Genomic DNA, 13187 nt, shown 5'->3' on the forward strand with positions numbered 1-13187 from the left:
TTGCCGCGACTGCACGTGTCGGAATCGTCGGTGCGCTTCCAGGCACGGCGCAAGCATGGGAGCGCGACCAGCGTATCGAACCGGCGTTGGCTCAGTCCGCCGGGCTAGGCGGGTATGACGGCCGGAGGATGGCATTCGGCGACGCCATGGCTCGATTGATGCAGTTGACCGGTCTTCGTTTTCGCACGTCCAAAGTGTCCGAAGGCCCAACCCGAGGAGATTGACGTGAGTAATGATGCAATGAGCGTTGCAACTGCGACTGAAATTGCGAAAGGGCCACCATCGAGATGAAGCTGGAGGCCATCGTCATCGGTGTCTCCGACGTCGATCGCTCCAAGAGTTTCTACAGCCGTCTGGGCTGGAGGCTCGATGCGGACTTTGTCGTCGGCAATGCGTTCCGCGTTGTTCAATTCACCCCTCCGGGCTCAGCGTGCTGCGTGCACTTCGGCAAGGGCCTAACTTCGGCCGAGCCTGGGTCCGCGAAGGTAATTTACCTTGTCGTCCCCGACATCGAAGCGGCACGCGCTGAACTCGTGGCGCGTGGGGTCGACGCTAGCGAGGTGTATCATCGGGCCGGCCCAGGCCAGCCACCTATCGGCGGCCGAGATCCAGAGGCGCGCAGCTATTCGTCTTTTGCCACATTCGCTGATCCCGATGGCAATGGTGGCTGTTGCAGGAGATCACGCACCGATTGCCTGGTCGCGAGGACGCGCAGGACACGACATTCTCGAGTTTTCGGAGCTTGCCGCTGCGTTGCGGCGGGCGGCTTCGGCACATGTCGAGCATGAAAGGCGGACTGGCGGCCAGCGTGACGACAACTGGCCCGACTGCTACGCGCAGTTCATGGTGGCGGAACAGACCGGTGGCCCGCTCCCGACGTAGTGGCCACGCGCGGAGATTTCCAATGCTGCGAGCGATAGCTCCGGTGTCGAAATTCCCCGGGGCAGATCAAAGGTCGAGAACGACGTCCCCATCCGGCTGCGAGCAGCAAATCAGCGCATTGGCCGTCGCCGGCGGGTCGATTGGCTCGGGGCTATAGGTGACGGTCCCAGTGACGAGTCCCGTCTCGCAAGTATGGCAGACGCCAGTTCGGCATGACCATCGCGTGGGCACGTCGCAGGCTTCGGCAAGTTCAAGTAAGCTCTGAAACCGTGATCCCCAGCGGACGCTCAAGCCACTCCGGGCAAAAGAAACACGGGGGCCCGCGTTGGGAGCTTCAACCAGCGGATGCGGCGATCGCGATGGCTCGCTGGCTATCCCGGGCGTCGTCGAAGGACCTGGGCCAAACACTTCGGTATGGATTCTTGCAGGGGCGACGGCGCATGTGGCAAGACCGGCAGTCATGCCACTCATGAACACCGATGGTCCGCAGATGTAGAAGTCGGCATCTGGCGGCACACCCAGATCTTGGAGTGCGCGCACATCCAAGCGTCCGATAGCGTCGAAATCGACACCTAACCTGTCCTCGCGATCGGGCGAACTGTAGCGTATGTGGGAATGGCTGCGGGTCAACACCTCGAGCAGGTTTCGGGCCTCTTCGGCGAAAGGATGCTCGCGGCCGCAACGAGCCCCATGGAACCACTAAACTTCTTGCGTCGACTCTCGGGCTGCCAATGCGTGAAGCATCGACATCACAGGCGTAACGCCCACGCCGGCGCTCAGCAGCACTATCGGGCGATCCTCGTCCCCGAGGATGAAATTGCCGCGTGGCGCGCTGACGTCCAGGAAATCTCCAACCTGGACGCTCTCGTCTATAAAGGCGCTCGCCTCGCCATGCGGTTCCCGCTTTACGCTTATCCGATAGCATCGATCCCCTGGTGCGCTCGACAAAGAATAACTGCGCATAAGAGCTGGGCTATCGGACGAAACCGCGAGGCGTAGCACGACAAACTGGCCGGGGATCGCGGCGTACAGATGAGAATCACCCGTAGGCTCGAGGACCAACGACACCACAGTCCGGCTTTCGTGGACCTTGCGAGCTACCTTCAGCCGCCGGAACCCCAGCCATGCCGGTGGCGGTCCGGAGACAGGGTCCAGACCGGCATTTCCCGTCGTGGTTCCCTTCTCGGCTTGTGCGAGAAGTGCCCGGAATGATCCCTGCCAACCGGGGCTCAGCGCGGAAATGCGCAGTGCGCGCTCAAGCTGGCTCCGCGGATGGCTGGGCGTGTAAAGCAGCGCGTCCACCTCGGAGACCGTCATCGCCTCTGGGCCGATTTCCACCCGAGTGATTTCATCTCCCGCCTGAACCTGGCCTTCTTCCAGTACGCGCAGATAAAAACCAGGCCTGCCATGCGCGACCAACAGCGCGGCCATACGCGGCTCATTCATACGGATGCCAACACGGTAACAGGTGACGCGCGGCTGCGTCACTTCCAACAGCGCACTGCCGATGCGGTAGCGATCGCCAATGCAAATCTCATGATCTGACAAGCCATCGACCGTGAAATTCTCGCCAAATTGACCGTAAACGAAGTCGTTGCGACCTAGCTCTCTTTGCCAGAACCGATAAGAGTCGATTTGATAAACCAGCACGGCGCGTTGTTCGCCACCGTGCCCCGCGACATCTCCTTGCCGGTCGCCGTCGATGTTGAGCCGTCGCACCTGGCAGGAGCCCTCGACTGGCGCTTTCCAAACGGCGGTGTCGACGATCTTGCCTTGCCATGGAACGCCGCGCGGCAATCCCACATTGACCGATAGCAAGCGAGCCATGCTCCCTCCTTCTCCGTCGGCAATCGCGGGCTGCACCGCCCGCCAACATTCACCGAGGATGCCTTCGGATGACTACCACCGTAAGTACCATCGCGGGCCTACCGATGCGACCGAGACCAAAGTATTGGAGATACCATCGTTCAATATATTCTGTCTCGTGGCGCTGCCACAGTTTGTCCCGTTGAAGTTGCCGATGGATGTTGTCTTGGTCACGGTTTACAGATGGTACCCTCGTGTCTCCGGATAAATGTAGCTTTCGGCTTCCGCTTTGGTTTACCGTTTGGAGAATGTGATTATGTCCCATCATTATTCAGGTCCTGACTTTGGCTTTCCCCGCGGAGACGCACGTTTGGACCTCACTGACATTTATGCCTTCCCCAAACCAGGAGACGCGAGCAAGTCGATCCTCATCATGAATGTGCATCCATCCTCGACGGTGATTGATCCTCATTCCACAACCGCGGAGCCATTCGCCCCCGACGCGGTGTACGAGCTGAAGATCGACACAAACGGCGATGCGGTCGCCGATGTCGCGTATCGAATAAATTTTGCGTCCTTATCGGAAGGAAGGCAGATCGCCTCCATGCGTCGTGTGGAAGGCGCCTTGGCGGCTGGGGTCGACGACGGCGGGGAGGTCATCGTCACGGCGGCACCAGTCTCGACAGGAAGCGATGCCGAGGTGACGGAAGCAGGCGATTACCGTTTCTTCGCGGGTTGGCGAAGCGAACCGTTTTTCTTCGATACTCTCGGGGCCGTCGCCGATTTGCAGTTCACGGGGGCTGATTTCTTTGCCGACAAGGATATCTGCAGCATCGTGCTGGAAGTAGCCAATTCCGCGCTGGGTTCCAAGCCCATTGGTCTGTGGGCCCGCATTTTGGACAGACAGGGCGACCGTTGGATACAGGTTGAACGTGGTGCTCGACCCCAGCAGGCAGTGTTCCTCCCCGGCGAGCAGAGAGAGGACTATCTCTCTGCCGAGCCGGCAGACGACAACCAGTTCATCAAGACGTTCGCGCACACCCTTGAGCACTCGGGAGGATACCGGCCTGCTGAAGCAGAGCGCGTGGCAAGAACACTGCTTCCCGACATTCTCGTTTACGACCCGTCACGACCTGCGTCATTCCCGGAAAACGGCAGAAGCCTGACTGACGATGCCGCGGATTTCTTTATGGCCATTTTCACGAACGGCGGGGTTCCGGGGGATGGAGTGGGGCCGCACCGCGACCTGCTTGCCGAGTTCCCGTACCTGGGGTCGCCGCACAACCCGCACCTTTGAGGGTTGGAGATGTTCCCTGGGTGTTGTTCGGTCCACTACCCGGCCGAACGCCGCTCGTGTGCTTCACTGAGGAGACAGACATGCGATTGATCCTGATTTTGATAACTGTAACCCTCGCCTTGGCAACGCCAACCTTTGCCCACCCCGGCGTTGATTCCGTCGTTTCCTTTAACGCAGGGTTGGGTCATCCCCTCACGGGCCTCGATCACATCACGGCCATGGTGGCCGTCGGGATGTGGGCCGCCGCCAAGGGAAACCGTGCGCTGTGGGTGTGGCCGTTGACCTTCCTTGTGGTGATGCTGATTGGCGGCGCTCTTGGCCTGGCGCACATCACTGTGCCGTTGGTGGAGCCCGGCATCCTGGCTTCGGTGATCATCCTGGGGCTCATGGTGGCGTCGGCGGTAAATCCGCCGGTATGGATCGGAGCTGCCATCATTGCTCTTTTTGCGCTGCTGCATGGTCACGCCCATGGAACTGAGTTGCCTGAGACCGTGAATGGGGTTGAATTCGTTGCGGGATTTGCGTCTGCCACCGCGGTCTTGCAAGCAATCGGAATCGGATTGGCGCTCGCCTTGCAGCGCTCTGCGTCAGTTCCCCTCAGTCGCGCGAGCGGCGCGCTCTGCGTCGCGATCGGGGCGGGCCTGTACGCAGGAGTTCTTTGAAGCGGGGCCAAGCAAGAGCCGTTTCTGGCGTCAGATTCATTGCTGGATTGCAGCGCAGGTCGGGCTGTGTGCTGGGACTGACGCAAGACTGTGGAGCGGGCAAACGGAGGAATGGAATGTCAGGACCAGAGATGGACGATGACATATCTCTCAGCCCAGGCGTCGTTCATGGGGGTCGCGTGCCTTCGCAGTTATCCACGGCGGGGGTGGTCCATGACCTCGGCAATCTCATCCAGGTGGCTTCCTCTGCGTTGAACCATCTGGCTCGCGAGCCCAGCATCTCAGCGGTTCCGGGAATTGATATTGTAATTGCCGGCGCCAGAACCGCATTGGATCGAGCGGGCGGCCTTGTCAGGCAGACGATCAAGACGGCCCGGGAGATTCAGGGCAATGTCGAGCAGGCGAACATAAGCGTCTGCCTGGTCGAGATTGAATCTCTCGTCCGAAGCGCTCGATATGAAAACGTTCGTTTTGAGTTTCGGGTAGATTCCAACCTCCCCTTGGTAAGGTGCGATCGGGCAGGCTTGCAGAACGCGGTCCTGAACCTTGTGTTCAACGCTCGTGACGCAATGCCTGACGGCGGTTTGATCTCAGTCGACGCCTTTGCCCCGGAAAGCCTTCGTCAGGTCGCCATTCGCATTCGGGACACCGGAATTGGAATGACCGGCGAGACAGTGGTCCGGGCGTTTGATCCCTTCTTCACGACAAAGGGCGGAGGCTTTGGTGGTGTTGGCCTGCCGATGGTGAAACGTTTCGCCGAAGAGTCCGGAGGAAGCGTGCATATTGAGAGCGTGCTCGGGATGGGCACAACCGTGACATTGCGATTGCCCGCAACAAGCTGACGAGACACTGCGCGCAGCCCAATCGTGAAGCGTCCGGCGCAGGTGTGCTGTGCCAATCCCCTCTCACCCGAGCCGGAAACCGTGAGGAGCAACAATGGAAAAGCCGTCCATATCTGAAGGCATCACACCACTAAGTGGGTTGGCGTTGGACGAAGCGGTGGCATCCGAGCACGGGGGGATGATCACTCCGCCCATGGAAAAATCTCTGATAGCGCGGTTTCCCGCTTCGTTCTTTGCGATCGGCCTGGGGACAAGTTCCTTCGCTGGTTCGTGGCAGTTGGCGCATCAGCTCTGGGCGGCTCCAGAGGGGATTGTTGTGGCGTTGGTGTTGCTTGCCGCGTGCCTGTGGGCAGTCCTTCTGACACTCTACATTCTGAAGTTGTCGCTGGCTCCATTGGCGATGCGGGCAGAGCTCGCCAATCCCGTTCAGAATTGCTTCCCTGGTCTGGCGGGCGTCGGCATGATGCTCACTGCAGTGAGCATGTTGCCCTACAGCAAGATTGGGGCAGTCGTGCTGCTTTCTACGGGAGGTGTGCTCGCAGCAAGCTACGGCATCTGGCGGACCCAAATGATCTGGCGGGGGACGATTTCGATGTCCGACGCGACCCCTGCCCTATATTTGCCGGTTGCCGCGGCCTCTTTTGTCCTGAGTATTGGCTTGTCGACATTTGGCTGGTTTGACTGGGCCGAGCTGGCGTTAGGGGCGGGACTCTTCTCATGGCTGGCGACCGAATCGCTATTGTTTGGCCGGCTCTATTTTGGTGAGCCGCTAGCCAGCCAGATCCGATCGACGATGGGTGTCCAACTGGCGCCGCCGGCGGTGTGCTCACTGGCCTACGCTGATTTGTCGGGTACCGCTGGAGACGTGTTCGTCCACTCCCTCGTGGGTTACGCGCTTCTGCAAGCAATTGTCGTTGGCGCCATTCTCTCACGGATCCTACGACGCTTCTCCGCCGGACTTTGGAGTGTCAGCTTCGGGGCCACAGCATTGGCAACGTCAATTGAAAAGCTGGCTGTTCGAGGCGACACGAATGTTGCGACGGTCCTTGCTCTGCCGGTTTTTGTTGGCGTCAACCTGCTTATCCTGTGGCTAACCGTCAGAACGATCATTTCGGCTATCTCCGGTTCTCTACTGCCTGTCGCCCAGGAGGAGAAATGATCCCGTGTGCAAATTCCGCCCTGCAATAGCGGCCACGTATAGCCGTGCTTCGTGGGTCTGAAGGGCCGCGACTTGGTAGGTGCTTCGGTCGGCACTGCGACGTTCCCTTGCCACGGGCTGCTCACAACTGCCGATTTGCAAAGGAGACGCCCGCGCAGGATCGGCAGCCAAGGAAGGTCGCGAAGATTTGAACCTTGTCTCAATGGGAGTCCCGGATGACCCAAGCAATCGTAGCGGATCAAATCTATGCAATGCCCCCGCAAAAGGGCTTTACCGTCGCGCATTTTTTGACAGTGGCCGACATCGGTCGTTCGGCGCGGTTTTACGAGAAGGTCTTCGGAGGCCGCATTCTGAGCCTGGGAGATAGCAGTGGTGCGCCCGGCTACATTCAGATCGCGAATACTTGGCTGATCGTAAACGTCGGGGGTGGGCCTACCCCCGACAAACCGTCCGTCATGCTTGATGTTCCCGGCGATCCCAATTTAGCCAGCAGCTTTCTGAACATTCGCGTTGCCGATATCCACGGCTGCCATGAACTATGGCAAGCCCGAGGTGCTGAATTCATTACCGAGCCGATGGAGAAGTACGGCGAGACGTGGCCCGTACAGAACGCCGGCTGCCGCTTTTTCTCGCCTCCCGCGGCTCCCATGCCTAACTTTTTGAGCAGCGATGTCTGCTTACGGGCGGGGGCAAGCTGGCTCCAATGGCCGACATCAGGCGCAAAGCGGACGTTTTGAGCGTGTCATCAATTCTTGGAACCAGATCCCAGGCTGCCCATGGCCAGCGAATGGCTGCGCTCGCCAGAGCCCGCAGTAACGGCCTGCTTGGAGTGGGCAAATGACGGAGTATGAAGCGCGTTGCCCCGCCGCTTATGAGCGGGAGTGGGACGAATTGCTGGTTAAGCTGCTGCGTGAAGCGCGGAAGCCGGTGCCGGAGCGCATACCGACTAGCTCACGTGTACCTGCTCGATCTGGTGGGCCGGTACAAGAGGGCCGCGGTTACGCACAGCAAACAGCAGTTCATCCTCGTCCGTGAGCCCGTTCATGAAGAGCTTGAAAATGTGAGCCGCCACTTTCTCGCATCGCGGGCTGTCAGCCGGAATATGCCGCTCCTGGCTGATGGTCTTGTAGACGCGGGTGAGCATGTCGAGTTCGTCACTCGTGACGACTTGGCCGGGATACAACATAGCCTTTCCTCCTCGAAAGCTACGAAGCGCGAAGAGTGCGACAAGCGTGTGAATTCCGCAATCAATCATAATGTGATCGGGCGGCGCTGGGCGCGCGGTATTGCAGCGGCAAAGGAAGTGCTGGATCGCGCCCGAATAAAAGCCGTGGAAGCTGCAGAGGGCTCGTTTGCGGTCGAAGGGTGGCACGACATGGGCTTCCCACCGGATCGAAAACCGTCGGAGGAGGTATACTCCGCAGCCGAGTTTGGTGGGCGGCCAGCAATGCCGCGATCAAAGCGTGCTGCCAAGGGAATGGCCAGATGAAAAGCGCCTCGAGGAGGTTCACGGCTTGCAACTGCTGCACGATCCCGAAACGCAGCTTGTCGATCGGGTCACGGCTCTGGCTAAACTGCGCGCCATCATAAAAGCTGAAAACAGTAACAACGAGTTTCATGACATGAGGATCGGCGAACTGGCCTGCACGGCGACCGACGACATGGCTGATAGCGAACTGGCGAGAGAACTCGTGATGGCGGTGACCGTTGCATATACGCCCTTGGCTTGCGCTCAGTTCGCTCCCGATGAACCGATTTTGCCGAAGCGGCAAGCGGTGCTCGCCGCGATCGCCTCGAGCTCATTGCGGCCTATCGGAAACGTCCCCTTTTGGCAAACGCCATAAACCAATTGAACAACCAAAAGAGGCGCAAACCCGCCGCTCGCTCGCTACAGCACTGTTTACGGCGCGCTCGCGAGCGGCGTATGCGTGGGCCTATTCAGAATGACCGCTTTTCGCGTTGCGAATGAGTGCTTCCGGCTCCATTCCTAGCGCGTCGGCGATGCGCCCAAGAACCGTGCCTTGCCGAAACATCAGCGCGTTCAATGGCACCTATATAGCGGGCGGTCAGACCGGAGCGCTCTGCCAACTCCTCTTGAGTCATGTGCCGCCTAGCTTACCGGTTGTCTTAGAGCCTAGACCAGCTTCTACAAGTCGGCGGAAAGCCTCCGATCTGGTGGGAAGATCGGGCTGATTTCGGCGCCATTCGTCAACGCGGGCAAGCAAGTCGCTCGTAAGCCGCAGCTCGAAGCGCTCAGTTTTGTTATCAATAGTATCCGGCGTGTTTGACAATGAGTATGTCCGTAATGTACGGTATGTACGTAAATTGTGGTTTTCGATTTGCGGCCGAACAACGTGCACGAACACGTCGCTCGGCCTGACCACAACCCAAGCTGTTTGGAGCTCGGATCATGGTTGATTCCGACAATACCACGACTTTGCCTTTCGTCATCGGCCGCCAACGCGATGAGCTCGAGAGGCCGGAGTCCCAAGCCACAGACTCCGCTTTGGGACTATGGAGGGAGTGGCAACGAGCTCGATATGCCTCATTGCTGTTGTGTCGAATTCAGCAGCGGATGGAGGCGCGAATGCTCGCCAATACCGGAATTCAGGTATTGACCGCGGGCGAGCCGATGTCGTGGCAACTATCAGTGTCTACTACGGGTCTAGACTCTGAGCATCTCATAGCTTGCGAAGCCGAGGTCTTTGCGATGACCGAAGCTCTGAAGCTTCAGGATTCAATCCCTGAAGTCGCGGCTACATCGCTCGTCGGCGTCATCGCCAAATTAGAAATGATCCTGGGTGCCGATCGGGATATTGGTGACCCAACCGACTTCCCGTGGCCGCACATAGCTTCCGTATTGCGTGACTTAAAGGCGATCGCGGGAGATTTGCCGGTTGGTCGCCGCAGCCGGGAAAAGACGCGGCGCGATGTTGCCAGGCATTGGGAGTCCGCAGTTAAGCTGGTCGCGGCGCTGAAAGAAGAAGGAGACGCGGAGTACTATGGCGATGCAGCGGTCCTGTGACTCGCCCGCTTACAATTGTCGCCTGCAACCCCGACCCTGACGATTAAGATGAACCCGCACGGCGCAAGTGATTGCACGCTGTTGCCCTACGACATGAACTTGGTGCTTTTCATCGCCGTCCAAAGGTCCCCGATGGCAGGTCGATCCACTATTGGGAGAGCGACCGGCATGTCGGAGGAAACCAGCACCGGGCCACAGGCTTTGCTTCCGGCGAACGACAACCGCGACCTCGTCAGCCCCGAGAGTCCCCCTGAAAACATGGCGGCGGCCAAGCTGGATCGTGTCGTGTTGGACATCGCCCGACTGATCGGCCGGCGGCTAGCGCGGGAGGCATTCGAGGCGGGGCAGGTGGCCAACGACAATCGGCCGGGCCGCCGAAAGGAAGAGGGCAGGGGGCTTGATGGCGACCGCCTTGGGAATAGGAGAGAGGATCCGCCGCCATGACTCGTGTCGCAGTCTATGCCCGCTATTCTTCCGATAGCCAGCGGGATGCCTCCATAGAGGACCAGTTGAGGCTGTGCCGCGAGCAGGCAGCGCGTGAGGGCTGGAGCGTGGCTGGAACCTATGAGGATGCGGCGATCTCAGGGGCCAGCACAGTGCTGCGGCCGGGCATCCAGCATTTGGTGCGCGATGCGCAGCGCGGCCGCTTCGAAGTGGTGCTGGCCGAGGCACTCGATCGCATCAGTCGCGACCAGGCAGATGTCGCCACCCTCTTCAAGCATCTCAAATTCGCCGGCGTTGCCATCGTCACTTTGGCCGAGGGCGAGATCAGCGAACTGCATGTCGGCCTCAAGGGCACGATGAATGCGCTGTTCCTGAAAGACCTTGCTCTCAAGACCCATCGTGGCCTGCGGGGGAGGGTGGAGAAGGGTAAGGCCGGAGGAGGGCTGTGCTATGGCTACCGGGTGCTGAAGAAACTGGATGGCGCGGGCGAGCCCATAAGGGGCGACCGTGCAATCGTGCCGGAGGAAGCGGCCATCGTGCGCCGCATCTTCCGCGAATTCGCCGCAGGCAAGAGCCCGAAGGCAATCGCCGTCGACCTCAATAAGGAGAGCGTTCCAGGCCCGCTTGGCCGGCACTGGGGCGATACCAGCGTGCGCGGGCATGTCATCCGGGGCACCGGCGTCATCAACAACGAGCTCTACACCGGCGTGCTGGTTTGGAACCGCCTGCACTTCGTCAAGGATCCCGCCACCGGCAAGCGCGTGTCGCGGCCCAATCCGCCTGCCAAATGGATTCGCACCGAGGTGCCGCATCTCAGGATCGTCGAGGACGAATTGTGGCAGGCCGTTAAGGAGAGGCAGAAATCCATCGCCAGCCAGTTCGAGGCGGTGGCGATAGCCACGCGCAAGGCCCGGGCCAAGAAGCTGCACACGATGAAGCGGCCCGTCTCCCTCCTTTCCGGCCTGCTCACCTGCGGTTGCTGCGGCGGACGCTACGGCCTGTTCACGCGCGAGCGCTATGCCTGCCTCAATCATCAGCGCCGAGGCATCTGCGCCAACGGCCGCACCATCACCCGCGAGAAGATCGAACGGCGCGTCCTCGCAGGCCTGAAGGAAAGGCTCGTCTCGGCCGATGCCGTGGCCGAGGCGATCAGAGCCTATGCGCAGGAGACCAACCGCCTCAACCAGGAGCGTCGCGCGCAAGGCGAACAGGACCGCAAGGCACTCGACAAGATCGAGCGCGCCATCGCCGGCATCATGGCCGCGATCGAGGATGGCCTATACCAACCTTCGATGAAAGCAAGGATGGAAGACCTGGAGAGGCAGAAGGCGGAGATCACCGCGAGGCTGGCGGTGGCGCCCACTGACGTGCCGGACCTGCATCCCAACGTCGCCACTCTCTACCGCAAGCGGGTCGAGCAATTCACCCAAGCGCTAGCCGACCATGAGGACGGACGTCCGGCCGCTGAGGAGTTGCGATCGTTAATCGGAGAGATCGTGCTTACGCCCGGCGATATGCGCGGGGAGGTCCATGCCGAACTACGCGGCGAGCTGTTCGGCATCCTGGAACTCGCCAAACCCGACCAAAATCAAGAGTCTGACGGTGTTATGACAAAACGGGTTGCGGGTCCCCGCAACCAAACAACAAAACGGCCCGCTCCTCGCGGGCCGTTTGCGTTTGTGATCGCAGGACGGACACGAAGGTCAGGGCTCTCACCAAACCGAATCATTCAACCAACATCGACCCGCATCGGCGCGCTCGTCATGGCGCTGCTCGCTAGCTGGAATCGTGAACCGCGGGCGACGAGGACGTCAAAGTGAGCGTGGCAGCGCACTCAGGGATCGGCGTGCAACCAAGCACGAAATAATATTAGCCGGTTGAGTTTTAAACTCAGCCGGCTCCCGCGTCTCAGCTGCCTCGAAATGGCGCAGAGGTCATGGAATCGGCCGCCTAGCGATCCTCGATCGGCGCCGGCGTATCGACCCGAAATTTTGATCTCTGCCGATTCGGGTACTGTTGGGCCCACCGAATCGCGACGGGCGAATTGGAATCGAATCAACCAAACTGCTAATTGTTGCTATCTATTGCTATACCTCCCGCCCGAGCCCATATCTTCTGGAGGACGCCTCGATGCCCAACTTCGCTTTGAACGAGCACTATGAGCTCTTCATCAGAAAGCAGCTCGAATCGGGCCGCTACAACAATGCCAGCGAGGTTGTCCGCGCCGGTCTGCGCATGCTCGAGGATTTTGAGGCGGAGCGTGAGAAGTGGCTGCGTGAGGAAATCCCGTCGCGCGGGGCCGAGCTTCAGCAGGAGCCGGCCAAGGGTATTCCCGCCGAAACGGTGTTTTCCCGGCTGGAGCTCCGTCATCGCGCACGGCAGGCGAAAGCCAAGTAGGGGATGGAGTACCGGATTGTCTTCCATCCGAAAGCGGAAGCCGAACTCGAGCAACTCATAACGATATAGCCGAGCGTGCGTCGCCAGCGTTGCCTGGGATTTTGTTGTGGGCATCCGCGATCTCTGCCTTGGCCTGTCGACATTTCCACAGCGCGGCACCGAGCGGGTGGAGATCATGCCGGGCTGCGGATCATTGGGTATCGTCGCGCGGTCAGTATCGTTTTCGCTGTCGACGGCGAATTCGTGCTGATCTGGGCGTCTTCTACGCGGGCCGGAATATCACGCCCGAGTTGCTGGAAGAAAGGCTCCGAACCGCAGGTCAAAAGGCTGCGGCGATCGACATTCGGCTAAGTGCTGGTGGCTGCTTTAGGGCGACCGCATTCACCCGGCGAAGCGGTTGTGACGGGTATCGCCGCAATGGAAGCGCCGGCCAAAATTCAACCAAGCCAGCTCACAAATTTTGCCTTCTTGGACATCTCCACGAGAAATCGAAAAAAGAGCGATCTAGGCTGTTGACAGTTCGGTCGGGCGGCGACTATATACGGCCCACGAACGAGGGCGGTGCGCCGCTGGCGACGAAGAAGTTTGCTTCTAGATCTGCCCTCTGTTGAAATTCAAGAGAGCCGCGTGAGCGACACTCGATTGGCCCCGAAGCCGAAAAGCGAGACGGGCT

The 13187-nt window shown here is 59.9% G+C and carries 12 protein-coding genes and 3 pseudogenes; 12 read left to right on the top strand and 3 right to left on the bottom strand.

Features of this window, described 5'->3' with window-relative positions; translation table 11 throughout:
* Window positions 1-104: 104 nt before the first annotated feature.
* Window positions 105-410, bottom strand: coding sequence for a hypothetical protein (locus LB520_RS27100; protein WP_224611232.1), 306 nt, complete (start codon window positions 408-410; stop codon window positions 105-107).
* Here LB520_RS27100 and LB520_RS27105 point away from each other — a divergent pair.
* Window positions 309-882 (top strand): annotated as a pseudogene (locus tag LB520_RS27105) (VOC family protein). The gene LB520_RS27100 and the pseudogene LB520_RS27105 overlap by 102 nt on opposite strands.
* Window positions 883-948: 66 nt before the next feature.
* On the opposite strand, the pseudogene LB520_RS27110 reads toward LB520_RS27105, so the two are convergent.
* A pseudogene (locus tag LB520_RS27110) lies at window positions 949-2709 on the bottom strand (MOSC domain-containing protein).
* Between the two features lie 349 nt (window positions 2710-3058).
* Between LB520_RS27110 and LB520_RS27115 the strand changes: the two are divergent.
* The 7 genes from LB520_RS27115 (at window position 3059) to LB520_RS27145 (ending at window position 8492) form a co-directional block, all read left to right on the top strand.
* Window positions 3059-3985, top strand: coding sequence for a DUF4331 family protein (locus tag LB520_RS27115; RefSeq protein WP_411969956.1), 927 nt, complete (start codon window positions 3059-3061; stop codon window positions 3983-3985).
* An 80-nt stretch (window positions 3986-4065) separates the two neighbouring features.
* Entirely contained in the window at window positions 4066-4647 is a 582-nt protein-coding gene (locus LB520_RS27120; protein WP_140502870.1) for a HupE/UreJ family protein, read from the top strand.
* A 131-nt stretch (window positions 4648-4778) separates the two neighbouring features.
* Window positions 4779-5489: a sensor histidine kinase gene (locus LB520_RS27125; protein ID WP_224639971.1), complete on the top strand. Its 711-nt coding sequence runs from the start codon at window positions 4779-4781 to the stop codon at window positions 5487-5489.
* A 94-nt stretch (window positions 5490-5583) separates the two neighbouring features.
* On the top strand, window positions 5584-6648 hold the full coding sequence (locus LB520_RS27130; RefSeq protein WP_224639972.1) for a dicarboxylate transporter/tellurite-resistance protein TehA: 1065 nt from the start codon (window positions 5584-5586) through the stop codon (window positions 6646-6648).
* 215 nt (window positions 6649-6863) lie between these two features.
* Window positions 6864-7385 (top strand): VOC family protein, encoded by a 522-nt coding sequence (locus LB520_RS27135; protein ID WP_224611203.1) that lies wholly within the window; start codon window positions 6864-6866, stop codon window positions 7383-7385.
* A 218-nt stretch (window positions 7386-7603) separates the two neighbouring features.
* Entirely contained in the window at window positions 7604-8137 is a 534-nt protein-coding gene (locus LB520_RS27140; protein ID WP_224611204.1) for a hypothetical protein, read from the top strand.
* Between the two features lie 25 nt (window positions 8138-8162).
* Complete coding sequence (locus LB520_RS27145) at window positions 8163-8492, top strand: hypothetical protein (protein WP_224530515.1); 330 nt, start codon at window positions 8163-8165, stop codon at window positions 8490-8492.
* 90 nt (window positions 8493-8582) lie between these two features.
* Here the strand turns inward: LB520_RS27145 and LB520_RS27150 are convergent.
* A pseudogene (locus tag LB520_RS27150) lies at window positions 8583-8751 on the bottom strand (helix-turn-helix domain-containing protein).
* Between the two features lie 484 nt (window positions 8752-9235).
* Between LB520_RS27150 and LB520_RS27155 the strand changes: the two are divergent.
* The 4 genes from LB520_RS27155 (at window position 9236) to LB520_RS27170 (ending at window position 12514) form a co-directional block, all read left to right on the top strand.
* Entirely contained in the window at window positions 9236-9673 is a 438-nt protein-coding gene (locus tag LB520_RS27155) for a hypothetical protein (RefSeq protein ID WP_224633705.1), read from the top strand.
* Window positions 9674-9841: 168 nt separating this feature from the next.
* A complete protein-coding gene (locus tag LB520_RS27160) occupies window positions 9842-10117 on the top strand; it encodes a hypothetical protein (RefSeq protein ID WP_224530518.1) in 276 nt (91 codons plus the stop codon).
* Window positions 10114-11937: a recombinase family protein gene (locus LB520_RS27165; RefSeq protein ID WP_224639973.1), complete on the top strand. Its 1824-nt coding sequence runs from the start codon at window positions 10114-10116 to the stop codon at window positions 11935-11937. Before LB520_RS27160 ends, LB520_RS27165 begins: the two co-directional genes overlap by 4 nt.
* A gap of 310 nt (window positions 11938-12247) precedes the next feature.
* Window positions 12248-12514, top strand: coding sequence for a type II toxin-antitoxin system ParD family antitoxin (locus LB520_RS27170; protein WP_224639974.1), 267 nt, complete (start codon window positions 12248-12250; stop codon window positions 12512-12514).
* The last annotated feature ends 673 nt before the right edge of the window (window positions 12515-13187 follow it).

Origin of the sequence: Mesorhizobium sp. CA12 (assembly GCF_020165255.1) — a bacterium.
GTDB lineage: Bacteria > Pseudomonadota > Alphaproteobacteria > Rhizobiales > Rhizobiaceae > Mesorhizobium.

What these genes read in the sequence shown, in the direction of transcription:
- LB520_RS27120 (WP_140502870.1), top strand. Translation starts at nt 4,066, where the DNA reads ATGCGATTGATCCTGATTTTGATAACTGTAACCCTCGCCTTGGCAACG.
- LB520_RS27125 (WP_224639971.1), top strand. Translation starts at nt 4,779, where the DNA reads ATGGACGATGACATATCTCTCAGCCCAGGCGTCGTTCATGGGGGTCGC.
- LB520_RS27130 (WP_224639972.1), top strand. Translation starts at nt 5,584, where the DNA reads ATGGAAAAGCCGTCCATATCTGAAGGCATCACACCACTAAGTGGGTTG.
- LB520_RS27135 (WP_224611203.1), top strand. Translation starts at nt 6,864, where the DNA reads ATGACCCAAGCAATCGTAGCGGATCAAATCTATGCAATGCCCCCGCAA.
- LB520_RS27155 (WP_224633705.1), top strand. Translation starts at nt 9,236, where the DNA reads ATGCTCGCCAATACCGGAATTCAGGTATTGACCGCGGGCGAGCCGATG.
- LB520_RS27160 (WP_224530518.1), top strand. Translation starts at nt 9,842, where the DNA reads ATGTCGGAGGAAACCAGCACCGGGCCACAGGCTTTGCTTCCGGCGAAC.
- LB520_RS27165 (WP_224639973.1), top strand. Translation starts at nt 10,114, where the DNA reads ATGACTCGTGTCGCAGTCTATGCCCGCTATTCTTCCGATAGCCAGCGG.
- LB520_RS27170 (WP_224639974.1), top strand. Translation starts at nt 12,248, where the DNA reads ATGCCCAACTTCGCTTTGAACGAGCACTATGAGCTCTTCATCAGAAAG.